The sequence below is a fragment of the Fructilactobacillus sp. X8R1C1 genome (assembly GCF_059900945.1).
Genome location: NZ_JBWXVH010000006.1, coordinates 79,753 through 103,114, shown reverse-complemented (window position 1 = coordinate 103,114; position 23,362 = coordinate 79,753). Strand labels below are relative to the sequence as shown.

The 23,362-nt window shown below is 40.9% G+C and carries 22 protein-coding genes; 14 read left to right on the top strand and 8 right to left on the bottom strand.

Features of this window, described 5'->3' with window-relative positions; translation table 11 throughout:
* Positions 1-857 precede the first annotated feature (857 nt).
* From AC6UD1_RS06710 to AC6UD1_RS06700, 3 genes are all read right to left on the bottom strand, one after another.
* Positions 858-2,732, bottom strand: a complete 1,875-nt coding sequence (locus AC6UD1_RS06710) for an acyltransferase family protein (protein WP_500707649.1) — start codon at positions 2,730-2,732, stop codon at positions 858-860.
* A 115-nt stretch (positions 2,733-2,847) separates the two neighbouring features.
* Positions 2,848-3,630, bottom strand: a complete 783-nt coding sequence (locus AC6UD1_RS06705) for a hypothetical protein (RefSeq protein WP_500707648.1) — start codon at positions 3,628-3,630, stop codon at positions 2,848-2,850.
* 144 nt (positions 3,631-3,774) lie between these two features.
* Complete coding sequence (locus AC6UD1_RS06700; RefSeq protein WP_500706157.1) at positions 3,775-4,089, bottom strand: TetR/AcrR family transcriptional regulator C-terminal domain-containing protein; 315 nt, start codon at positions 4,087-4,089, stop codon at positions 3,775-3,777.
* 658 nt (positions 4,090-4,747) lie between these two features.
* Between AC6UD1_RS06700 and AC6UD1_RS06695 the strand changes: the two genes are divergently transcribed.
* From AC6UD1_RS06695 to AC6UD1_RS06670, 6 genes are all read left to right on the top strand, one after another.
* A complete protein-coding gene (locus tag AC6UD1_RS06695; protein ID WP_500707647.1) occupies positions 4,748-6,010 on the top strand; it encodes a LysM peptidoglycan-binding domain-containing protein in 1,263 nt (420 codons plus the stop codon).
* 68 nt (positions 6,011-6,078) lie between these two features.
* Positions 6,079-6,636, top strand: coding sequence for a hypothetical protein (locus AC6UD1_RS06690; protein ID WP_500707646.1), 558 nt, complete (start codon positions 6,079-6,081; stop codon positions 6,634-6,636).
* Positions 6,626-6,979: a hypothetical protein gene (locus tag AC6UD1_RS06685; RefSeq protein ID WP_500707645.1), complete on the top strand. Its 354-nt coding sequence runs from the start codon at positions 6,626-6,628 to the stop codon at positions 6,977-6,979. The genes AC6UD1_RS06690 and AC6UD1_RS06685 overlap by 11 nt, the downstream gene beginning before the upstream one ends.
* Positions 6,972-7,430, top strand: coding sequence for a zinc-ribbon domain-containing protein (locus AC6UD1_RS06680; protein ID WP_500707644.1), 459 nt, complete (start codon positions 6,972-6,974; stop codon positions 7,428-7,430). The genes AC6UD1_RS06685 and AC6UD1_RS06680 overlap by 8 nt, the downstream gene beginning before the upstream one ends.
* Positions 7,420-8,043, top strand: a complete 624-nt coding sequence (locus AC6UD1_RS06675) for a hypothetical protein (protein ID WP_500707643.1) — start codon at positions 7,420-7,422, stop codon at positions 8,041-8,043. Before AC6UD1_RS06680 ends, AC6UD1_RS06675 begins: the two co-directional genes overlap by 11 nt.
* Before the next feature lie 11 nt (positions 8,044-8,054).
* Positions 8,055-8,813: a hypothetical protein gene (locus AC6UD1_RS06670; RefSeq protein WP_500698894.1), complete on the top strand. Its 759-nt coding sequence runs from the start codon at positions 8,055-8,057 to the stop codon at positions 8,811-8,813.
* A gap of 52 nt (positions 8,814-8,865) precedes the next feature.
* Here the strand turns inward: AC6UD1_RS06670 and guaA are convergent, their stop codons facing one another.
* Entirely contained in the window at positions 8,866-10,425 is a 1,560-nt protein-coding gene (guaA, locus tag AC6UD1_RS06665; protein ID WP_500707642.1) for a glutamine-hydrolyzing GMP synthase, read from the bottom strand.
* Between the two features lie 10 nt (positions 10,426-10,435).
* The gene (gene guaB / locus AC6UD1_RS06660; protein ID WP_500693290.1) at positions 10,436-11,578 is read right to left on the bottom strand and encodes an IMP dehydrogenase; all 1,143 of its coding nucleotides are present in this window, start codon (positions 11,576-11,578) and stop codon (positions 10,436-10,438) included.
* A 234-nt stretch (positions 11,579-11,812) separates the two neighbouring features.
* On the opposite strand from guaB, the gene hisS reads away from it, so the two are divergent.
* The 3 genes from hisS to AC6UD1_RS06645 all read left to right on the top strand — a co-directional run bounded on the left by hisS (position 11,813) and on the right by AC6UD1_RS06645 (position 15,352).
* On the top strand, positions 11,813-13,003 hold the full coding sequence (gene hisS / locus AC6UD1_RS06655) for a histidine--tRNA ligase (RefSeq protein ID WP_500696356.1): 1,191 nt from the start codon (positions 11,813-11,815) through the stop codon (positions 13,001-13,003).
* A 64-nt stretch (positions 13,004-13,067) separates the two neighbouring features.
* On the top strand, positions 13,068-14,528 hold the full coding sequence (locus AC6UD1_RS06650) for an amino acid permease (protein ID WP_500707641.1): 1,461 nt from the start codon (positions 13,068-13,070) through the stop codon (positions 14,526-14,528).
* Positions 14,529-14,698: 170 nt separating this feature from the next.
* Positions 14,699-15,352, top strand: a complete 654-nt coding sequence (locus AC6UD1_RS06645) for a VTT domain-containing protein (RefSeq protein WP_500707640.1) — start codon at positions 14,699-14,701, stop codon at positions 15,350-15,352.
* Between the two features lie 28 nt (positions 15,353-15,380).
* Here AC6UD1_RS06645 and xylB read toward each other — a convergent pair whose 3' ends face one another.
* Complete coding sequence (xylB, locus tag AC6UD1_RS06640; RefSeq protein WP_500707698.1) at positions 15,381-16,877, bottom strand: xylulokinase; 1,497 nt, start codon at positions 16,875-16,877, stop codon at positions 15,381-15,383.
* A 169-nt stretch (positions 16,878-17,046) separates the two neighbouring features.
* On the opposite strand from xylB, the gene AC6UD1_RS06635 reads away from it, so the two are divergent.
* On the top strand, positions 17,047-18,366 hold the full coding sequence (locus AC6UD1_RS06635; RefSeq protein ID WP_500707639.1) for an AbiH family protein: 1,320 nt from the start codon (positions 17,047-17,049) through the stop codon (positions 18,364-18,366).
* Positions 18,367-18,409: 43 nt separating this feature from the next.
* Here AC6UD1_RS06635 and AC6UD1_RS06630 read toward each other — a convergent pair whose 3' ends face one another.
* Positions 18,410-19,966, bottom strand: coding sequence for a ClC family H(+)/Cl(-) exchange transporter (locus tag AC6UD1_RS06630; protein ID WP_500707697.1), 1,557 nt, complete (start codon positions 19,964-19,966; stop codon positions 18,410-18,412).
* A gap of 103 nt (positions 19,967-20,069) precedes the next feature.
* Here AC6UD1_RS06630 and AC6UD1_RS06625 point away from each other — a divergent pair, with 103 nt between their 5' ends.
* From AC6UD1_RS06625 to AC6UD1_RS06615, 3 genes are all read left to right on the top strand, one after another.
* On the top strand, positions 20,070-20,540 hold the full coding sequence (locus AC6UD1_RS06625; protein WP_500707638.1) for a hypothetical protein: 471 nt from the start codon (positions 20,070-20,072) through the stop codon (positions 20,538-20,540).
* Positions 20,541-20,739: 199 nt separating this feature from the next.
* Entirely contained in the window at positions 20,740-21,657 is a 918-nt protein-coding gene (locus AC6UD1_RS06620) for an alpha/beta hydrolase (protein ID WP_500707637.1), read from the top strand.
* Between the two features lie 107 nt (positions 21,658-21,764).
* The gene (locus AC6UD1_RS06615) at positions 21,765-21,905 is read left to right on the top strand and encodes a hypothetical protein (RefSeq protein ID WP_500696363.1); all 141 of its coding nucleotides are present in this window, start codon (positions 21,765-21,767) and stop codon (positions 21,903-21,905) included.
* A 50-nt stretch (positions 21,906-21,955) separates the two neighbouring features.
* On the opposite strand, the gene AC6UD1_RS06610 is transcribed toward AC6UD1_RS06615, so the two are convergent.
* Positions 21,956-22,741, bottom strand: coding sequence for a glucose 1-dehydrogenase (locus AC6UD1_RS06610; protein WP_500707695.1), 786 nt, complete (start codon positions 22,739-22,741; stop codon positions 21,956-21,958).
* A 226-nt stretch (positions 22,742-22,967) separates the two neighbouring features.
* Here AC6UD1_RS06610 and AC6UD1_RS06605 point away from each other — a divergent pair, with 226 nt between their 5' ends.
* Positions 22,968-23,318, top strand: coding sequence for an iron-sulfur cluster biosynthesis family protein (locus tag AC6UD1_RS06605; protein ID WP_500693299.1), 351 nt, complete (start codon positions 22,968-22,970; stop codon positions 23,316-23,318).
* The last annotated feature ends 44 nt before the right edge of the window (positions 23,319-23,362 follow it).

The following is a 23,362-nucleotide window of genomic DNA, read 5'->3' as shown; positions in this document are numbered from 1 at the left end:
TTACAGTTTGAATAACGTGTATCGCTTGTAGAAGGGGTCAAGGAGTTTGAGTGACTTTAGCTGTAATTGACCAACTTAATTTAAACAATTTGCGCAAACGCTTAACCACTTAGTCAATCAGATTTTTACGTCATAAAAGGCCGTTATTTATGAAATAACTTGTGGAATTAAAGATTGAGAAGGTGGTTTCATCTCTATAATTAAAGATAAATCAAGTTTCGTTTGCGGGAGTTTTGAATGTGAGAAAAGTATTTCATATTAATCAAAAATAACTAATAACAACAACTTAGATTGTCGTATGTATACATGTCAGGCCACAAGTATTGAGGGATATAAACATAAATAAATACTAAACACATAATGATAAAAAGATCCTGGCGGTTTCTTTAATATCAAATGAGTTAATTTTCGGGTGGGCCATTTCGGAATTAATACTTGTGGAAGATGTGTATCAATCACCGACAATTGGGCATTTATGGCCTGATTGTTTTAATAGTAGGATTGCTGTCACTGATTAGTTTGTTAGCGATTATTGGAGTTTTTTCGTTTTGCGCGGGGGTGGTGGGATGTATTTTTTTAAAGCAGGTCTCACGGCCAATAACACTCCCAGTAACAAGTGGGATCTGCGAGACATTTGAGCGAATTGACAGGTTAGTCAATGGTGCTGGTATGCAAAAGAAGAAACGAAGGTAGTCAGAAGCAAATTAAGTCACGATTACGTAGTTCTACTGAATAGTGGTATCTAACGAAATAAGTCGAAAACTAATAAGTCACATTATATGTAAGACACTCTAACGTTAGGTATCCAAAAAGGGACTCCCAAGTCAAAAGATTTGGGGGTTCCTTTTTAGTTATATTTATTTTATGGCGTTTTTTAAAACATTTTGAGCCACAAAAGTTGCGTATTTTGGGGCTCCTTGATTATTTGGATGGGCTTGATCGGAGTATAACCAGTTCGAATGCTTATTGATATAATCATTCCAATCAATGATGTACAAGTTTTTATACTTCTTTTGCGAGTCTTTCAGCATGGCATTCACGGAATTTTGCCAAGTTTCAGTTGGAATGTGGACGTTAATCCAGAAAACGTGACGCTTAGGACCAGCAATCTCCATAATTTGTTTCATCGTTTCCGGTGAAATGTTACCGTTTGTCCCCAGTCCAATGACAACGTTTTTGCCTAGTAGTCCTTGATTGGCTAAACTTTTAATATTAGGGACGGCAGCGGCTGGTTGGCGTGAAACTTGGGCATCAATGTAGAAACGCGGGAAAATCTTCTGTAAATCGTCATGACCAGCTAACATAACTGAGTCACCCACTGCAGTTCCGGACAGATTTTGAGCTTCTTTTACCTGGGCGGCAGTTAAGCCATTTTTTTCTAATTGGCTTTGGTCTTTGGTAGATCGTTTAACCTTTTTACCACTCTTGATTTCTTTAGCGAGATTTTTGTTATTTTCTTTTTCGGTTTTGGCGTTCTTTTGAATTTTATTGGCAAGCTGAGTGTGATTAGCCTGTTTAGGATTAATGGTAGTGGATTGAAGAATACCAATTCCACCGATTATTGCAAGTACACTGAGAATGATTTCACGTATTTTGGTGTGACTCATGAATTCAATTAGTTTACTAAAAAGGATTTTGTAGTCATATTTGCCAAATGGAACTTCAACAAAGCGATACGATATCTCGGAAATACCAATAATCAATAGAACTTCAATAATGGCATATAACAACTGATGATTGGCAACATTCTTGAATTTATCCTCGAAAAAGATAAAGACAGGTAGCTGATAGACATAAATTTCATAACTTCTGGAACCAATCCAATCAAAAACGGGATTGGTCATCAGCCAGTTCCAATGACTAATGTTTGAGAGAATGGCCCACATAATCAGAACGGTAAATAGTGAGAACAGTACCATTCCACCATGATATAAAAATGTGGATTGAGCTCCTACCGTAAATATCAACCATACCATTCCAATGACACCGATTAGTCCAACGACGTCAAAGAAGGTCCTTTGGCCTTGATCGGATTTTCTAACGATTCGATTACTGGGCCACACAATTGCTAAGGCAGCTCCCAATAAGATTGAGAACATCCGGGTATCGGTCCCGTAGTAAACTCGGCTTGGATCAGTGCCAGGCTTAAATAAGATGGCCATCAGGACTGCTGATAAAACGGATAAGCCAATGGCAACAAAGAAAATGCTCTTCTTGTTTAAAAAACCGTGTTTGTTTCTGTTGAAAAGATACAGCAACAAAACGACAATTAAAGGCCAAATTAGGTAGAATTGACCTTCAATCGCAAGGGTCCACAAGTGGGTAAAGGGTGATTCAGATCCAGCAAAATTTTGAAAGTATGATTGACCGTTAGCAATTTCATACCAGTTGTAGACGTACGTTAAATTGGTAACGACGCTTTGCCATAAATTGGCTAGTAAATTTCGTTGGAATAGTGTGATATAAGTTGCTGTAGCAAATAACATCACAATCAGGGTTGGATATAAACGTTTTAGTCTTTTATACCAGAAGTGACCATACCGAAAATGTCCAGTTGATTCATATTCGTTAATTAAATGGTCGGTAACTAGGTATCCTGAAAGAGTCAAGAATACAGGAACTCCTAAGTAGCCACCACTAAAGATATTTTGATTGAGATGGTAGAGAATAACACAAATAACTGCTAGTGCTCTAAGTCCTGTGAAGCCAGTGATAAAACGATTTTTTGCCATATTTGTTTCCATTATTAAAATTCCCTACTAATTCAATGCTTACTAATTCCGACTTAAAAAGACTGTCAAACAACATTATTTGACAGTCTTTTCACCTACAATTGATTAAGTTAATTTAGTGTCTAAAATGATGTGCTTTTCTTGCGCGATACCAGACAAAAGCTCCAATTCCGACAATTAGAATGACAATAATACCACCGATCATCCATTCGGTATGGTCTTTTTTGGCTGATTTGTGGTTCCGCTTGTCTCTTTTATCCTTTTGGTTCTTGTCATTATGATGCTTGTTCTTCTGCTTTTGTTGGTCTTTCTTGGTTTTATTTTGATTATTGCGATTTTTAGTCGTTTGTTCTTTATTTTGTTGCTTGGTTTTATTTTCTTGATTGGGTTCGTTACTACCAGCGGTTTGTCCTTGGTTATTATTTGCTTGAGAATTACCGTTTTTATTTATCGCTGCGTTTCCGCCACTTGAACCGTTGTTCTGTCCGTTTGCCGTTGTTCCGTTTGAAGGAGACGTTGCGTTTCCACCCTGATAATTTCCACTCTGTTGTGGCTTATTGAGTGGTTGGTACGCAATGGTGACCGTCATTGACTGACCAGCAGCTGGATAGGTGTTACCACCGTTATCAGCTCGGTTACTTCCGGCAACGTAGCCAGGAATGTTGGGAACGTCGTTTGATAGGTCAAGCATGCTGTTAGGCGCACCGTAGATAACTTTACTGGCACGAATTGGTTGACCAGTTAAGGCATTGACGTACTGGACGACAACTTGACCTTGTGCTGTACCGGCCGCGACATTTGAGTCAGCGTGGACCACGTTTGGATGGGTTACAAACAGTCCACCGGCAAACATGGTAGTACCGACTAGCAGTGAAAGAGCGATTTTCTTGATATTCATAATAACCATCCTCGTTATGTATTTGATATAAAATCCAAGGATAAGTATACATCAAAATAGGGGGGGTAACTAGTACAGTGAAAAAAGAATCATTTCCAATGTTATTGAAAATGGTTCTTTTTTAGTCATAAGCTACTTACCTTTTTAAATCATTAAGGTTATCGGGGTATTCACAAAGAAAAGAAAGGTCACTTTAAAATGCTCTGGGTCTTCTGGAATGGGTTGGGTCATCCAAATTTCAATGATGGAGAGATACATATTGACGCAAAATTCACACGAAAGATTGGTAGAAATATTTTTGTTGTTTGATGACGATTTGTTAAAAATATTTTTCATTGCCCATTCCTTGTAACGCTTTTTTAAAAATTCAGTCCAATGACCACGTAGATTGGGATTATAGAGAATTTTTAAAATCTCTCTTTTATCGTATAAGGCAGGTAGTAAATAATCGGCAATCAACTCAAATGGAGAACGCTCGGTATTGCTGGGGGGGGGGGGTAGCCATGGCCTTTAGGCCACTGATAATAGGATTATCTACTTCACGTTCGATATAAACCAAGATGTCGTCGATACTATTGAAATTATTATAGAAAGTTCCTCTAGACAAGTCTGCCTTTTGGATTACATCGGTGATTCTGATTTCATAAAGTGGCTTTGTGACAGATAACTCTAGAAATGCTTGTGCAATTAAGTGTTTCGTGTTTAAAGCAATCACGGTACCGACTCCTCAAATATTAAGATTTAGTTAAGAATATTATTGTTAAATAATATACATTATGTCTAAATGATAATCACTTTTATGACGAATGTTCAACCCTAAAAGCCGATTATGACAATACTTAGACACCTTGTTCAAAAATTGGGAGTTTGTAAATAATAAAACAAATTGTTAATTTTTAATAAAGCCACTCGTGCTTTTTGTAATTATTTTTTCTAAAACAGAGTGGGAGGTACAAGAGGGGGATGTTTTATGTTGATTAACAATTCTAATTTTGACGTAAAGGTAGATGGTGAAAAGTTAATGGGATAGAAGCTTGCTTCCCTGTTGTATTTAAATAAGCGAATCACTTAAAAGTTGCTTTATGGTTAGAGATAAGTTTTGAAAGGAAGATTAACGATGGAATTTAATAAAAAGAACGTTCTTAAAGGACTATTACTTAGTTCATTAGCACTAGGAGTATTTGTAACAGCTAACACCGCTTCAACGAATGCCTCAACCACGACTGACAATCAAGTTAGTTCGTCAAAAGTTAGTAACAAAAAGGTTATTACCATTCAATGGGGAGATACGGTATCTGGTTACGCTCAAGAGTACAACAGTACTGTAAAGGACATTGCCGACGCCAACCATTTACAAAATGCTAACCTGATTTACGCTGGGTCAAAGATTGTGATTCCAGTAAACTCCCGTAAACCTGGCGAAAGCATTTATTCCGGTTGGAACAACCTCCAAAATGGGGCTGGAAACGTCCAAGCTCGACCAGTTGTCGGAGCTAGTCAGAAAGCCGGAGTTAATGGCCAAAATTCAGCGGCAACTACTAAAACTCCAGCCAAAAATGCTGGTCAAACCACTGGTAACGGAGCAGCAGTTAGTTCAAAAACAGCTGGCAAAACGGTTTCTAACGCACAAATTCCAACTCAATCACAAAAGAATAACGGAACAAGTCAAAGTACCTCCGCCACTCCAACTTACAACGGTGGTTCAGTAACACCATCACAAAATAGCGAAAGTACTAGTAATGGTAATCAAAATACTCCCTCAAATAACAGTGGACAGGTAGCACCATCAAAGGGCGCGAACACTAATCCAGTTCCATCTACTAATAATGGTGGAACAACTACACCGTCACAAAACGGAGGTTCCACAAGTAATGGTGGTTCGACCAGCAATGGTGGAAGCACAACTCCATCCAATCCAGTTAATAACGGTGGAAACACTAACAACGGCGGCCAAGTGACTCCACCTGCTAACAACAACGGTAGTGGAAGTACTGGCAATGGCGGTTCAACTACGCCTACTAATCCATCTAACAACGGTGGCTCAACAAATAATGGAAGCAATACACCAACACCAGCTTTCACTCCTGATGAAGCTGGTGTCAGAGCTGCTTTACAAGCTAAGGTAGCTTCATTTGGTAAGCCACAAGTTGATAATGATTTTGAATCTACTCACGGAACAATTCACGGTAGTGTCGATGGTTCATTATCAATGATTACTTCTGATCAACAATTAGCTGATTTGATGTGGGAAAATAGTAATGCTTCTTTGATTCAAAACACCTTAAGTCGTATTACTGGTCTTACATTGCAAGGTGTTTCGGTTTCTAGCTCGGATGGACAGGTACATGCCGAATTCACACTCGAATATGAAGCTAAATAGTAATTAATTTAATTAAAAAAGACTAACTGACGTTAGCCCTTTTTACTGATTGGGAGTTTAAAAATATTATGGAAAATCACAATCATTTTTGCCCGTATTGTGGCAAACCCATTGAGGGTGACCCTGACTTTTGTCCGCACTGTGGACGTAAACTGATGGGTCCGACTAATTCCAATAATCAGGGGAATCAAACTAAGGGAGAACATACCTTTCAGAATGCTTCTCAGTCAGTTAATCATGCCTTTGAAAATGTTTCTAAAAAGATGAGTCAAAAAACGGGGCACGAGATTAAAGCTAGTTGGGTTAGTATTGCTGCCATCGTTGCTGTGGTTGTCGTGATATTTGGTGTTGGATTTGGAATCTACCACGATCAACGGACTCATCTTAGCGGAACTTATACACATAATACCAATCTCTTAATTACGAACGTGAAGAGTAGAGTTACCTTTAAAGGCAACGGTTTTACTGAAGATGACGGCAAAAAGGGAACTTATAAGATTGATGGTAATAATATTGAGTTGACCGAAAAGAATAATGGCAAAAACAGTACGGTTGAGGGAAAGTTATCTGATAATCGGAAGTCGTTAGATGTGATGGGGATGAAATATACCAAAGATGAAAAATGATAAAAAACAAGCTAATCATCACAGTTGGTTGACTTGGATTGTGATGTCGATTTTAGTGCTGCTGTTACTTGGAATTGGAGTTTATACCAATTATCGAAATCATATTGATGGCACATATTCTGCTGATGGTAAAAGTGTACCGGCCAAAATGAAGCTGAGTTTTACGTTTAAAGGAAATTACTTTACCCAAATGGGCGATAAAAAAGGTTCCTATGAAATTAAGGACAACCAAATTAAGTTGACCGAAGAAAATGGGAAGCACAAAGCTAAAACGGCTGGACAAATATCACATGATAGAAAGTCATTTAAGTTGATGGGAGTTCAATATACCAAAGATGAATAATGATAAAAGATTTTGTCCCAATTGTGGTAAGCCGATTAGTGGTGATGCTGAGTTCTGTCCTAACTGTGGCTATCGGTTAGCCAATTCGACCAGTAGTGGTGCTACTTCTGAAAATCATAAGGGAAAAACAAACGGAAAGAAGTTTAATTGGATTATTTCGGCATTATTATTAGTTGGAATAGTTGGATTTGCCATCTATTCTTCTTATGTAACTCAGCTTAGTGGGACTTATACGGATCGTAATAATAATTTGGCTGTTAAAGTTAGACCGCGATTTACGTTTAAAGGAACCAATTTTACTGAACAAAATGGTCGAACTGGAACCTACACTATTGATGGGAATAAGATTAAATTTTCTGAAAATGATGGTACTACTGGAACTGGAAGACTTTTCAACAATAAAAAATCAATTAAAGTTTCGGGGGAGACGTATATAAAAGATGAAAACTAAAAAAATTATGTTAATGGGCATCACCGCCTTGAGTGTTCTAACCCTTGCTGGATGTGGCGCTTCTAAAAATAACAGTCCTAAAAAGGAATCGTCGAGTTCTTCCAGCGTGGTTAAACACAAGAAAGAGAGTGCGCCTAAAAGGGCAACGACCAGTAAGTCTGATACTAAGACTGCAGCCCCTAAAGTGGCGGCAATGAACCTTAGTCAGATTCAGTCCGGTGATTACAGTAGCATTGCCGGTCAGTGGAAAGAAGTCGGTCACATTGAAAATAATGTGGGTGGCTCTGGTACTCAAGGTCCAACTGTTCAACCTGGTGGAACGGACAACTTGAGTGTTACTAAAGATGAAATTTCAAACAGTGACATCAAGATGAACGCTAATTCGTTAACCGACAATAGTGGGTCACATTCATTAACTTATAAGGAAAATAACGGTTCATTAGTGGCTTCGCTTCAAGACGAAGACACACCAATTAACTGGTCGGTCAGTTTCTTTCCAAAGGGAACCACAACTTCTTACACGTCTAACGGCAAACCAAATGACACTGATATGATTGTGGTTTGGACTAGTAATAACAATCACACGGTGGTTTATGGACGGAGTGGCAACTAAGGAAGAGAGAAATGAACAATAAAATAAAAATACCCGGCAAATATAAATTATTTGAATTCACCGGACTTCCAGATTTTGCGCATTCTGAAAAGGGCGAGGAAATTACTAGGAATTATGTTCAAACTGAATCACAAGACGGCACTTACTTGGTGCTTTTAAACTTCGGTAAATGGATAATGATTGTTTTAGGTTTCTTCTTTTTGGTGGCAGATGGTTTGGGAATTCTGTTCTGGATTCTAGCTTTTTTGATGCGTAAAAAAGGGCTTTTTCCTAACATGGTTAGAAAAAACTTAGCCAATGCTAGAAAGACTTATTTGGATTATTACTATCAATATATGGATAAATTGATTAATAATTTAGTGGATCAATTAGGATTGAATGACAGTTTTTGGCGTAGCTTTAAAACTGATAATCAGGCCATTATTTATTACGATAAGGGATTTATGTATTTTGAATTGGATAAAGACCTGCTAGTAATCTATAACAAAGATAACATCAAAGAAGTCAGCCGTGAACGGGTTCATACTGGTTCGCAGACCACTTCTAACTCTGGCACGGTTGGTGGAGCAATCCCACTACAAATTAAAAATATTAACTTTGCGGTCGGAGGTGCTAGTACGACCACCAATGGAACGACGAGTGATGTCTATGAATGGCACTTTGATATTTTGACTAATTTTGCATTTTATCCGAAAGTTTCATTTGTATTGCCAGATTCTCAAGCAATTGAAGACTTCATTGGCAAGGCGTATGCGGTGTTGAGACCGTAATCAGTAAAAAAGATCCTCACTTTTAGTGAGGATCTTTTTTGTATATTTATTTTTATTGATACTCAATGGTTGCCGGTGGCTTCCCGGTAATGTCGTAGAGTACACGGTTAATCCCGGGCACTTCATCGACGATTCGTGATGAAACCTTACTCAAAACGTCCCACGGAATTTCGGCAAATTCAGCGGTCATCCCATCAACCGAATTAACGGCTCGGATGTTGATGGCTTCATCGTAGGTTCGTTCGTCACCCATGACACCAACGGTCCGAATCCCAGGAAGGGCAGTGAAATACTGCCAAACCTTCTTGTCCAGACCGGCCTTTTTGAACTCGTCGCGTAGAATGGCGTCAGAATCTCTGACCTTCTTTAATCGTTCGGGAGTCACGTCACCGATAATGCGAATGGCAAGACCGGGACCGGGGAAGGGTTGCCGCCAAACCATCTCGTCTGGCATTCCCAGTTTTTCACCGATTTCTCTGACCTCATCCTTGAAGAGTTTGTTTAATGGTTCAATTAACTTGAACTTGAGGTCTTTAGGTAGTCCACCAACGTTATGGTGAGACTTAATCGTTTGGGCGGTATCCGTTCCGGATTCAATCACATCAGTGTATAAAGTACCCTGTGCCAAGAAATCAACGTCCTTGAATTTGCGGGCTTCCTTTGAGAAGGTGTCGACGAATTCTTTCCCGATGATTTTACGTTTCTTTTCGGGATCGGTGACGCCTTTTAGTTTGGATAAGAATTCGTCACTAGCATCGACAAAGTCAATGTTTAAGCCAAATTCATCGCCCAAAGTGTGTAAGACCTGTTGGGCTTCATTCTTTCGCAACAGACCGTGGTCAACGAAGACGGAGATGAGTTGGTCCCCAATTGCCCGGTGTAAGAGAACGGCGACCACACTGGAATCAACTCCGCCAGAGAGACCCAGTAAGACGCGTTTGTCGCCAACTTCTTCCTTGATGTTTGTAATGGCATCTTCAATGAAGTCGTCCATTGACCAGTTATCCTTAGCGTGGGCAATATCAAAGACGAAGTTGTGTAGCATTTGGTTCCCCTGTTTTGTGAGGTTAACTTCGGGATGAAATTGGACGGCATAGATGTCTTTGTCAGGGTTTTCCATGGCAGAAATGGCACACTGTTCACTAGTGGCAGTTACTTTGAAACCGTCTGGCACTTTGGTCACAAAGTCTCCGTGACTCATTAAAACGGTTTGATCGGGGTCCAGTCCTTTAAAGGTACCGGAGTCATTACTTGTGACCTTGATTTGAGCGGGACCGTACTGACTGTCGTCAGCGGTGGTGGTTTGACCACCCTTTAGGTCGTGGGCCAATAGTTGCATGCCGTAACAGATTCCCAGAATCGGAATGCCCATGTTTAAAATCTCGGGGTCGACGTCTAAAGCGTCTTTGCCGTTGACACTGTTGGGACCGCCAGAAAAGATGATGCCCTTAGGGGCGATCGCTTTTATTTCTTTGGCAGTGATGGTGTGTGGTTTTAGTTCTGAATAAACGCCCATGTCACGAATACGACGGGTGATTAATTGGTTGTATTGACTCCCAAAGTCGAGAACTAAAATCTCATCATAATCACGTTTTTTTGTACCAGTTGCCATCAAATTCCTCCTATTTATCGATTGAATAGTTTGGTGCGGATTTGGTGATTTGCACATCGTGGGGATGTGATTCGCGTAGTCCTGCATTAGTAATTCTAACAAATTGAGCGTTATTAATTAAGTCGGAAATGGTATGAGAGCCAGTGTAACCCATTCCAGAACGAAGGCCACCCGCAATCTGAAAGAGAACGGTTGAGACGTCACCCTTGTAAGGGGTTTGACCCTCAATTCCTTCTGGGACGAGTTTCTTTTCTTCTTTGACCTTACCTTGAAAGTATCGGTCAGAAGAACCATTTTCCATGGCTGCCAGTGAGCCCATGCCACGGTATGCTTTGTACTTCTTGCCGTCAGCACCCGTATAAACGTCTCCAGGGGCCTCCGTTGTACCTGCCAGCATACTTCCTAGCATGACGGCACTTCCACCCGCTGCGAGCGCCTTAACGATGTCTCCGGTGTACTGCATCCCACCGTCAACGATGATTTGCTTGCCGTAATCGGCGGCCACCTGGGCGGCATCGAAGGCAGCGGTAATTTGGGGAACTCCCACACCGGCCACGATCCGGGTGGTACAAATTGAACCGGGACCAATGCCGACTTTGGCAATGTCAACACCAGCGTCAAAGAGAGCTTTAGCACCAGCACCGGTCGCAATGTTTCCGGCAATCAAAGTCTTGTCTGGAAACTTGTTTCTGATTTCAGCGATTTTTTCTAATACACCCTTGGAGTGACCGTGGGCGGTATCGATGATGACGGCGTCTGCCCCGGCATCAAATAATAATTGAGTTCGATCGAAGGTATCGTTAGTTACCCCAACGGCCCCCGCTACTAATAAATGACCATTGTCATCAACTGCAGCGTTGGCACCGGTAACTTCAGCATTTTTAACCGTTTTAACTTCAGCTGCTTGCTTTTTGGCGCTCATGTTTTTGTGAACTACGCCGAGTCCACCGTTTTGAGCCATCGCAATCGCTAAAGGTGCCTCTGTGACAGTGTCCATACTTGCGCTTAGAACGGGTAAGTTTAACTTTAAGTTCTTACCTAAGGTTGTTCTTAAGTCAACTTGGTTTGGTAACACGTCACTTGCTGCAGGAATTAAGAGAACATCGTCAAATGTTAATCCTTGTTTCCCGAATTTATAATTCCAATCCTTCATCGTACTCCTCCTATTGTTCAGTTTTATATAAATTGTTAATAGAATACCATAAAAAACGTTGCAACATCAATGACAACTCGAACAATTTTTCTTTGGTTAACTTTAATCATATGTAGTTGGCGCTTGACTGATTTATAAAGACGGACAAGACAGAGTAATTCAATAATGGTAAAATCTACGTATATCTATTTGACAGAATTTTAATTAAACAATTAATAGAAAGATGGGAATATTATGGATGACAAATTTAAGAAAGTGCGAGGGATGTCAGACATTTTGCCTGATGAGACCAGTGTTTGGCAACGAATCGAAGATACGGCGCGGGACGTTTTCGCTCGATACGACTTTCATGAGATGCGCACTCCGCTAGTTGAGAAAACCCCTGTCTTTACCAGAACCTCTGGTGATAGTTCGGATATCGTCACCAAGCAGATGTACAGTTTCCAGGACAAAAGTGGGCGAGACATCTCACTCCGACCGGAAGGAACGGCTGGAGTAGTCCGTTCCTTCGTTGAAAACAAGCTCTTTGGACCAGAACATCCCAAGCCCGTTAAGGTTTTCTACATGGGGGCGATGTTTAGATACGAACGTCCGGGTGCTACTCATAACCGGGAGTTCCATCAGATTGGGTGTGAATCAATCGGAGCTACCAGTCCCCAGATTGACGCTGAAACGATTGCGTTAGCCCTGGACATCTTCAAGGGCGTTGACATTAACGACTTAAAGGTTGAAATTAACACGTTAGGTGATGAAGAGAGTCGGAAACGTTACCATGACGTTCTAGTAGCCTACTTCTCAAAGTATGAGGACCAATTAAGTGAAGACTCCAAACGGCGCTTAAAACAGAATCCGCTCCGGATTTTAGACAGTAAGGATAAGGGGGACCAGCAGTTGGTCGCTGACGCTCCGAAATTAGAAGACAGTTTAACGGATGAATCCAAGCAGTACTTTAATGATGTTTTATCGGCCCTTGATGCTTTAGACATTCCGTACACCGTTGATGATCGGCTGGTTCGCGGACTTGATTACTACACTGATACGGTGTTTGAAATCATGGCCAAGGATCCGAGCTTCGGAGACGATTACACCACGATCTGTGCCGGTGGCCGATACAATCACATGGTGGAAGAGTTCGGGGGACCTGAAAATACCGGAGGCGTTGGCTTTGCCTTTGGTGAGGAACGGTTGGCAACCATCGTGAACTCTAACGATGACAGTGATTCGATTGACTACTTCATTGCGACCGACGTGAAAGATAAGGAAGCTGACGTTAAGAATCAGATTCTTGATAAGGCCCTAAAAACCGCTGAAGACTTGCGTAACGACGGGAATTCCGTTGAAGTCAACTTTCAGAGTCGAAGCATGAAGAGTCAGATTAAAGAAGCCAAGAAATTAAATAGTAAAAACATTATGCGAATGGATTAATTATCAAGAGGAGGGCGAATAATATCGCCTTTTTCTTTTAATTCAAGATGAAAGAAGTGAGGATTTGAGTAGTAAAAAAGAAAAGGTCGGAACCATTGGTTTGACCGCATTTGTACTATCGGCGATGGTTGGTGGTGGAATCTATGATTTACCGCAAAACATGGCACTCCATGCCGGCGCAATTGCCCAAATCATCGCTTGGGTGCTATCGGGATTAATTATCTGGTTTATTGTGCGTTCGTTTATGACCCTATCGGAGGTTCGACCACAGTACACCACAGGTTTGTATCATTATGCCCACGCTGGCTTTGGCAACTTTACCGCCTTCTTTGTAAGTTGGGGGTACTGGATCTGTCAGTCGTTTGCCGTTGCCGCGTATTCGGTCCTCTTGATGTCGACGTTAAACGCGTTTTGGCCTGGGACGTTTACTGGTGGCAATAACTGGATTTCAATTATTGGGGGAACCATCGTGTTATGGCTGATGACCTACCTAATTTTAAAGGGAATCCGGGTTACCAGCCACGTCGATATTTTTGGGACGATTTGTATGCTGACAATTGTGGCCATCTTCATCATTACCATGATTGTGGTGTTTAACTGGCACGCTTTTTCCACTAACATGTTTGCGTCTCAGACGTTACCAAAGGTTAATGACAAGGCCATGGGGAGTTTGTTTTCCCAAGTCCGAAATGCCATGATGACCACAATGTGGGTCTTTTCTGGGGTTGAAGGAGCCGTGGTACTGTCAAGTAACGCCAAGAGTCAAAAGGACGTGCGTCAGGCCACTAAATATGGCTTCTTAATTTGTTTGGTACTGTATGCGCTGGTTTCAATTTTGCCACTAGGCTTACGCAGTTACGGTCAATTAGCAAACCTGCAAAGTCCGTCAACTGGGGCCTTGATGCAAATTGTTTTGGGACCACTGGGACGCTTAATCATCACCTTTGGTGTCATCGTGGCCGTCTTATCCAGTTGGTTGACGTGGGTCTTAGTTCTGTCTGAGATGCCCCGAGCTGCCTCCATGGACGGGACCTTCCCGAAGTTTTTTAGAAAGATGGGTAAGAACAACGTTCCGATTCACTCGCTGTTCATGACGGTTATCGTCATTCAATTAATCATTATCTTTACCCATTTTGCGGGGCGGGCCTTTAATTTCACGCTGACGATCGTGGGAACGATGACGGTGCCACCGTACCTGATTTCGATGATGTACCTGTTCAAGATTAGTCGCAATGAGAAAACGTTCAATCCTGAAGGGCACAAGCTATCCGTTTCTAGAAAGAGTGCCTATTTGGTTTCAGTGCTCGCAATTTTAGGAACCATCTTCATGGGATACGCCGCCGGATTGGAATACCTGACGATTGCCTTCGTGATTTATGCCTTAGGGATTCCACTGTTTATGTACGCTCGAAAACAGTACGCACCGGGTCAACCAATCTTTGGTAAGTACGAACGCTACTTTGCCATTGCCATCTTGGTGGTAGCGGTCATCGGGGTCATCTTACTGATTCAACCGAAATTGTAATTAAATTTGGAAAAATTAAAAGACGATTGAACTTTCAGATAGTTCAGTCGTCTTTTTGATATTCATTAATTTTAGTTTAAATAGAAGCCGATAGGTGCTCCGTGGCTATCCTTACTAGCGGCATTTTGGTAAAATTATAAAATAACTAAATTTAAGTGGGGATTAATTATATGAGTTTTTTAGTCGATTTTGTGCTTCACATTGACCACCACCTAGTCACACTCGTCAACATGTTTGGCAATTGGACCTATCTGATCCTGTTTGCGGTTATCTTCATCGAAACCGGCGCCGTGATCATGCCATTTCTGCCGGGTGATTCACTGTTGTTTGCGGCCGCTGCCCTGGCCGCCGCTAGTACCAATGATTTAAACATCTGGATTTTTGTGATTTTGTTCTTTCTGGCGTCTGCTTTGGGGGACTCACTGGATTTCTTCTTGGGAAGAAAAGTTGGCCTAGCCATCACTGACAATAAGTATTTGAGTCGGTTCATTAAGCCCAAGGATTTTGAAAAAGCCCATCAGTTCTTTGATAAGTATGGCTCGTGGGCCATCCTACTTGGTCGCTTCATGCCAATTGTGCGGACGTTTGTCCCGTTTGTCGCTGCCAGTAGTGACTACTGTTACCAAAAATTCGTGAAGTATGACGTTACCGCATGCGTGGCATGGGTCGTCCTGTGCTGTGGTGGCGGATACTTCTTTGGCAACATCCCGTTCGTTAAAGAACATTTCTCGGCCGTGATTTTATCAATTATCTTGATTACCTTACTTCCGGCTCTGATCGGATTAATTAAAACGCGTTTCACTAGCAAAAAGGATGAAGCTTAGGCTTCGTCCTTTTATTTTGGCGTCGTAGTTAACGTAAATCCTGTAACTCGTGACTAATCTTTTTCGTTTGGGGATAAATTTGTTGATAAATTTTAAAAATTTTGGCGTATTTATCGGCGTTAGCGGCAATTGGTTCGTAGGTCTTACCGAACTTGATGAACTGATCGGCACAAGCCGGAAAACCGGTAAACCAACCAAGCCCGACGGCGGCAATCATAGCCGCTCCAATGCCAGGTCCCTGTTCGTTTGCGAGGGTGATGACGGGTTTGTCGAAGATGTCCGCCTGCATTTGGGTCCAGACGGAACTCTTAGCGCCGCCACCAATTGAAGTTACGTGGTCGATGGTAGCTCCCATTTCGGCGTAAATGGTAAGGATATCTTGGAGACTGAAGGTGATCCCTTCCATCACGGCTCTAGTGAAGTCGCGTCGGACCTGGGTGCGGTCAATGCCAATGAAGCTCCCACGAATTTGCGAATCAGCGTGAGGCATTCGTTCCCCAGCAATGTACGGAGTGAATAAGAGACCGTTGGCTCCAATCGGAGATTTACCGGCTTCATTAGTCATCTCGGTAAAGTCTTCGTCCTTGACGAAAGTGTTCTTGTACCATGTTAATGAATCACCCGCGGCCAGCGTGACACCCATTGAATAGTAGGTATCAGGAATGGAATGGTCTTCCATTTGCAGGCGGCCACCATAGTCGGTTGAGAGATCGACCTCGTGATGGAGGACTACGCCCGAGGTTCCGACACTGACTAGCGCGTTATTGGGTGACATGATGCCCGCTCCAACCGCGCCAGCGGAGTTGTCGGCGGCTCCACCATAGACCTTGGTAATGGTTGACATATCGGCTTGATCGGCGAAGTCGGGAATGACGTTTCCAGCGTAGTCAATGGACTGAATTAGTGGCGGCAGGATTTTCTCGGGAATACCTAAGGCCTTACAGATTTCAAGGCTCCACTTGTTATCGTGAATGTCTAAGAGGGTGGTTCCGGTGGCGTCAGAGAAGTCGACTGCGATGTTACCAGTCATCTTGAAGCGCAGGTAGTCCTTTGGTAGGAGGAAGGTTTTTACTTTCGCCCAGTTCTCCGGTTCGTTTTCTTTGACCCAGAGGAGCTTGGTGATGGTAAAGCCCTCCAGTGGTTGATTACCGGTGATTTCAACGAATCGCTTCCCTAGTTTATCCTCAATCTCTTTGCGTTGTTTTGTGGTTCTGGTGTCGTTCCACAAGATGGCTGGTCTGATGACCTGATTATCTTTGTCCAACAAGACTAGTCCATGCATTTGGCCCGAGAAACTAGCTCCACTAATGGACTCTGGATCAACATTATCATCATTGACTAGTTTTCTGATGGCCGCAATCGTACCATTCACCCAGTCATTGGGATTTTGTTCACTCCAACCTGGTTTGGGATGCGGATTCGGATACTCCGTTGATTCTTGTCCCACAATGTCACCCAGCTTATTGACAGCCGTGACCTTAACCGAACCCGTACCGAGGTCGATTCCTAAAACGTTCTTTTCCATGTGTGCACCAACTTTCATAAATGTTCCTTGTAGTTACAACTCTTAATTTAAGGTTAGCAGGTTATGTAATCGTTTTCAATGTATGCATATTAATTTGCTTATTCTAAATCGGACTATGGTTTTAATTAAGATTAAGTTATAATATTCACATTATGATAGGAGTGAAATTATGATAGGATTTGGGGAACCAGCAAAGGATTTACTAATTGTTGGAAATGGATTTGATTTGGCATGTGGATTATCTACTGGCTTTGTAGATTATTTTAGTTGGATTGAAAATAAAAAAATAAATGTCAATGAACTTAATGTTAGCCAATTCTGTGATAACTTAACAAAGGGAATAAAAGATTTAAATATTTTTGTATTAAAAAATAAAGATCCAGATTTTATATTTGATAATATTTTGAATAAGTGTGTTGGCGATTCTTCTATTTACAAACATGCTGAGGGAGGAATAGATACTCAAATAAATGATGATACTTATTTACCATCTTTATTTGATATTTATTTTAAATGTAATCAAATATTGCATAAAGAATCAATTAATGACAATAAGTGGGCAGATGTTGAATCTAATTTAGATGAATTATTGAATGATAGTAATTATATGGGATCTATTTCTAATATTATGATGATATTGAAGAAATCAAAAGAATATCTAAATAATGAAACCAAAGAAAAAAAGGAAATTATTAAACAAGAAATATTAAATATGATTCCCACTGGTGACAGCAATGTTATTGGAAACAATCTAATATTATTGTTTTTAGTAGTCTATACTTATAATTTTGAAGTTGAAAACTACACAATAAATAATTTTGTAGACTTTTTATTTAATCAATTAAATCATTTTGAAAAAAGTTTAGGAAAATATATTGAATCTATCGAAAATGAGCCATATAAACAGAAAGCAATAAGTTTATTAAAAAGAATAGAGAAAAATATTTCACATAATAGAAAATTTAATATTTTAGATTTTAATTATACAAATCCATTTCCTGAAGATTCAACGGTAGATAATATTCATGGAGATACGTCACAACCGATTATTGGAGTCGATGCTAACTCAATAAAAAATGATGACAATTTTTATAAGTTCAGTAAAACATATCGTATTATGACTAGATCTACGAATAATAAAGAACTGATTTTGCCAGATGATCCTGAAAATATTTATTTTTATGGGCATTCATTATCTCCTGCTGATTATTCATATTTTCAAACAATTTTTGATCATTATGATATTTATAATAGTTCAATTAAATTAGTATTTTGTTATTCAATTTATGATGAACGTAAAGAAGATGAAATTAAATCTAATTATTTTGAAGAAGTATATAAACTTATAAACACTTATGGTAAATCAACAGGAACCCAAAAGGGACGGAATATACTTCATAAAATGATTCTTGAAGGGCGCCTTGTTTTAAAAGAAATTGACACAACTGATTTAAAAGCTATTGAACCTGAAGAAGTTAAAACTAAGTAATAAAAAACACGCATTACATATTTATTTACGTAATGCTTATTTTTTATTCGTCAATTTCCATCGCCATTTTCACCAGCTGCTTCTTAACTGGTCCGATGTTATCACGATGGGCGAGGACGATCAGCGTGTCACCGGCTTTAATCTTAGTGTTTCCATTAGGGATGATGTGGAGATTACCCCGACTAATTGTGATTAGAATGGAGTGGTTCGGCCAGTGGATGTTTTTGACTAATTTGTTTTCAATTGAACTGAATTCGTAGACCGGGACCTGAATCTTGTCCGTCTTGCTGTCAGCGTTGAAATACGTCTTAATGGCTGTCAATCGTTCCGCTAAGGCTTGATAGATTGGTTGGCCACCCAGCATGTCGACCACGACGTACGAGATAAGGACCACGAGCGCTAACGCCATGAAGTTCTTGGTGTTACCGACCAGTTCGGTGATTAACATGATGGAGGTGAAAGGCGCCTTACTAACGGCCGCAAAGTATCCGGCCATCCCGAAAATCAGCAAGTTATTGACGTACCCGGAACCAAGTAGTCCAGTCTGTGACATAAAGCCACCGTAAGCGGCACCAATCAGTGATCCAACTGCTAAGACCGGCATGAAGAAGCCACCTGGAATTCCAGCACCATACGTAATTAATCCGAAGACAAACCGGACGATTAAGAAGACAAAGATGGCGGTTAAGGGCACGTTGTGGGTAGCAACGGTCATGATGACCCGACTACCACTTCCGATGGTGGTCGGAAAGAACATTCCAACGGGAATAACCAGTAAAATCGGAATCGCACACATAAAGTACCATGGAATAATTTTAATCTTAGCGAACCACTTTGGCAGGTCCAGTAGACCTAGGTTATAGACGTAGCCTAGGACACCCAGAATAATACCTAGGATAATCAGTTGCCAGTAGTTCTGCAGTTGAAAAATGTGACTGTAGAAAATGGGCAGAATGGGTTTTAAGCCGAAAACTTTTAAGGAAACAAAGTTTGCACAGATTGACCCCGTGAGTGACGAAAGCCAGACGGCAGGGGAGAAATTGCGATAAACGCCCTCCATGACGAAGAACGTCCCCGCCAGTGGTGCACTAAAGGTGGCCGACAGTCCAGAGGCTGCTCCGGTCGCAATCATCAATCGCCGCTCAGAACCGTCTTCTTTAAATCCCTGGGCAATTCCTTGACCAATGGCACCACCTAACTGAACGGAGGGTCCTTCTCGTCCAACGAAAATTCCGGTTCCAACGGTTAGGACACCAGTGACAAATTTCCGCCATAAGACAGAGACCCAATTAGTTTCAATGTTGCCCGCAAGTTGAGCTTCAACCTGTGGAATCCCGGAGCCTTTAACGTCAGGATCGCCCTTCATGATAAGACCGGTCACGATTGAGATGAGTAAGAAAGTGGGAATTACCAACCACAGAAGATTGAGATTGTGGTCAAGTCCATGATAAATTGTAAGCGACCACTTTAAAGCGACCTGGATTAGGTAACGAAAGGACGCAATTACGGCACCCGTCAACGTTCCAATAATGGTTGCAAAGAGAACGTATCGAATGTCTGAAAAATCAATGTGGTGTGTGCGTTTCGGCAAGTTGTTCATCTCCATTAAGCAATTACACCAATTGTATCACGATTAATTTCCCCAAATGAATTCGATTTTAGGGTAAAATAATAATATAGAAAAGATTTAATTGGAGGAATTTATGAAGAAATCAGATATTGTTCAAAAGTTAGACTTCTTGTATGTTCTAACCCTAGTAATTTCAATTATTGAAACGGTTTTGTTGTTCCCAATTCTTGGCGGGATCATCATTGTTAGCATGCTTTGGGTTCCACTACTGGTGCTATTAGGTCTCTACATTACTTGTTTCATCATCAGTTCGCAGATGGTGAGCTCACTCAGTGATGGTAAAGTTAAGGCTGAGATGAATAACATCAAACCAAGATTTATCGTTGGGATTGTCTTGTCAATAATCGCAGTCATTCCAATTGTGGGATGGATTTCACACATTGTAATGGCCATTATCATGTGGCAGGTATTTACTAACATTAGTACGCTTAAGACGAACTTGATTAACGATGATGGAGCTAAAGGTGATTGGAAGGACGTTACCCCAGACTCTGAGAAGCAGGATTCGAGCCAGCAGGGTTCAGATAGCAATTCTAATAAATAAACATATTAGCTAATTAATAATTTTATCCTTATACAAGCACAAATACACCTATGGTTTTCATAGGTGTATTTTATTTTCATTAATTTTTCACTAAACTGAACCTTTTTTGTGTCATTGTGTCTGACCTCCACTAAGATAGTACATAGACTTATTAAAATCATTTTTAAAAGTGAAAATCAATTAGAAAGGAGCAAGGCCAATGAAAAGAATACTGAAATGGACTGGAGTGACGGCTTTCTTCTTTGTCATTTTCGCAATCATCCTTGATTTGGCGGTTGGCTATCTCCTGTTTAACTTTGCATTTGGGAAGACGGGACTAGCCAGCTTGTACAACGAAAATGCTGGGACGCCCGATACCGAGTGGTTTAGTGATAATCACGCACAGGTTCTACACGAAAAGGCGAGTGATGGGACCAATCTAGTTGCTAGATACGTCCCATCGGAAAAACCAACCAACAAGACGATGATTGTCGTTCACGGTTACGGTAGTAATAGTGAAGAGATGGAATCCTTTATAAAAATCTTTCATGAGGCTGGTTATAACGTTCTCGCACCCGATAACCAGTCATTTGGTGGAAGTGGTGGTAAGTACATTGGTTACGGTGTCAAAGACGCTACTAATCTAGAAAAGTGGGCTCGAGTGCTCAATTATGACCACCCTGATGGTGAATTAGGTCTGTTTGGGACAAGCATGGGGGCGTCGGCCGTCATGTACTCTTTACCGAAAATGCCAAGCAACGTGAAATTTGCGATTGAAGACAGTGGTTATGCCAGTGTCGAAGGGGAGTTGGGTGGCCAATTGAAGCGGCTATTTAACATTCCGAGTTTCCCACTGGTTCCGACCGTTAATCTCTATGTAAGAATGTTTGCGAAGTATAACATGAACGATGGGAATACGAAGAAGACCCTGAAGCACAACCAGATCCCGTTGTTTATCATTCACGGCGACGTCGACAAGTTTGTCCCCGTTAAAAATGCCTATGAGAACTACAAGAACGATGCTGGTCCAAAACAAATCTGGATCATTAAGGGTGCTGGCCACATTGAAGGTCGGAGTCAGGATCCAGATACGTATACGCAAAAAGTCGTCAACTTTTCTCAGCAGTATTTTAAGTAGTTGAATTTGGTGAAATGATTGGTAAAATTGAAACAGGAATGCTGAGGAGATGAAGACCAATTAAAGCCAAAATTAGACTAACAGTTGCGTGTTTACTTGTAATCGGGGTGATTGCTGCATATTTTATCCTGGATCAAAGAGAACGGTTGGTCCTCTTTTTTGAAGGAGTTGGATTAGTTGCTGCATGCGTCCTGTTTGGATGGCACGGAATTAATGAGTTAATCAAAAGAATTTTAAAGGTATTTTAGACCAAAAAAAGACTACGAATTTGAATTCGTAGTCTTTTTGGTTGGTAATTTTAACCGTTACCATTTTGAAATGATGGGTATAAGGTCATTCCACCATCAACGTAAAGTGAGATTCCAGTAACGTAGCTAGCTTGGTCAGAAGCTAACCAAACGGCAGCAGCTGCAACTTCGGAAGGTTTACCAATCCGGTGCATTGGAACCATGTTAACAGTTGATTCGTAAGTCTTTGGATCAGCAAACTTCTTAGCGTTGATTGGGGTGTTAATGGCACCAGGACAAATCGAGTTAATTCGAATGTTTTGTTGAGCAAATTCCATTGCGGCAGTTTCGGTGAATAATTTAACGCCACCCTTACTTGCAGCGTAACTTGCAAATGTCGGCCATGGAATTTGTTGGTGAACTGATGAAGTTTGAACGATACTACCCTTCTTGTTGTGCTTTAAGAAGTAGTTTAAAGCAGCTTTAGTACCCAAGAAAGTACCAGTCAAATCAACGTTAACGACTGCTTCCCATTCTTCAAGGGTAACTTCGTTTGTAGGGGTCTTCTTTTCCATCCCAGCGTTGTTGAACCAAACGTCCAAATCACCAAAGGAATCAACGGCGGCTTGTACTAATGATTCAGCACCAGCATCATCGCCAATGTCGCCTTGCTTAGTAACGGCGTGGCCACCGTTTTTTTCAACGATTTCAACAACTTGGTTAGCTGCATCTTCGTTTTTGTGGTAGTTAATAACCACGTTCATGTGTTCTTGACCCAAACGTTCAGCAATGGCAGCACCAATCCCTGAGTCTCCTCCAGTGATTACGGCCGTCTTGCCTTCAAGATCTTTATACATAACCATATAATATACACCTCTACATTTCTAATCCTGTTAAGCGGATTGGACTTGTTTCTGACACTATAATAACCCATTAAGAGACTAATATAAAGGGGAAAGAACTGATTGACCCTTTAAAATTAAGTTGTGTACATTTTACTTGCGTTATGGTGAATTCCTGCTATCATAAATAGTGAAGATTTGAAGAGGTTCATTTCTGAATCACTTATAGGAGGTTATAAATATGAAACTAACAATTACTGATGACGCAATGGCCTACATGAAGAAAAGATTAGCAGGTGCTAACGCATACCTGTTGGCCGCAAATGACGGATCAAATAACTTCTCTGAAGGTGCTGGTGGTGCCTGCACCGTTGGAGATGCCTTTCAAGTTGTTGGTGTTTCAAAAGCACCATCAGACTATGATGTTAAACTTGAAAACAATCAAGGTGCTGACGTTTTAACCAGCAAGAATGATATGACTTTCTTCGGACCAGGTCTAAAACTTGATTTCAAGAATAACTTCTTACAGTTAAAAGATGACGGTGAAATGATTGATGGTCAAGTTACGACCAACAATCAAGTTGAAAAATAGAATAAGAGATTAATAAGCCAGGGAAGAACCGGAGTAATTGCTTC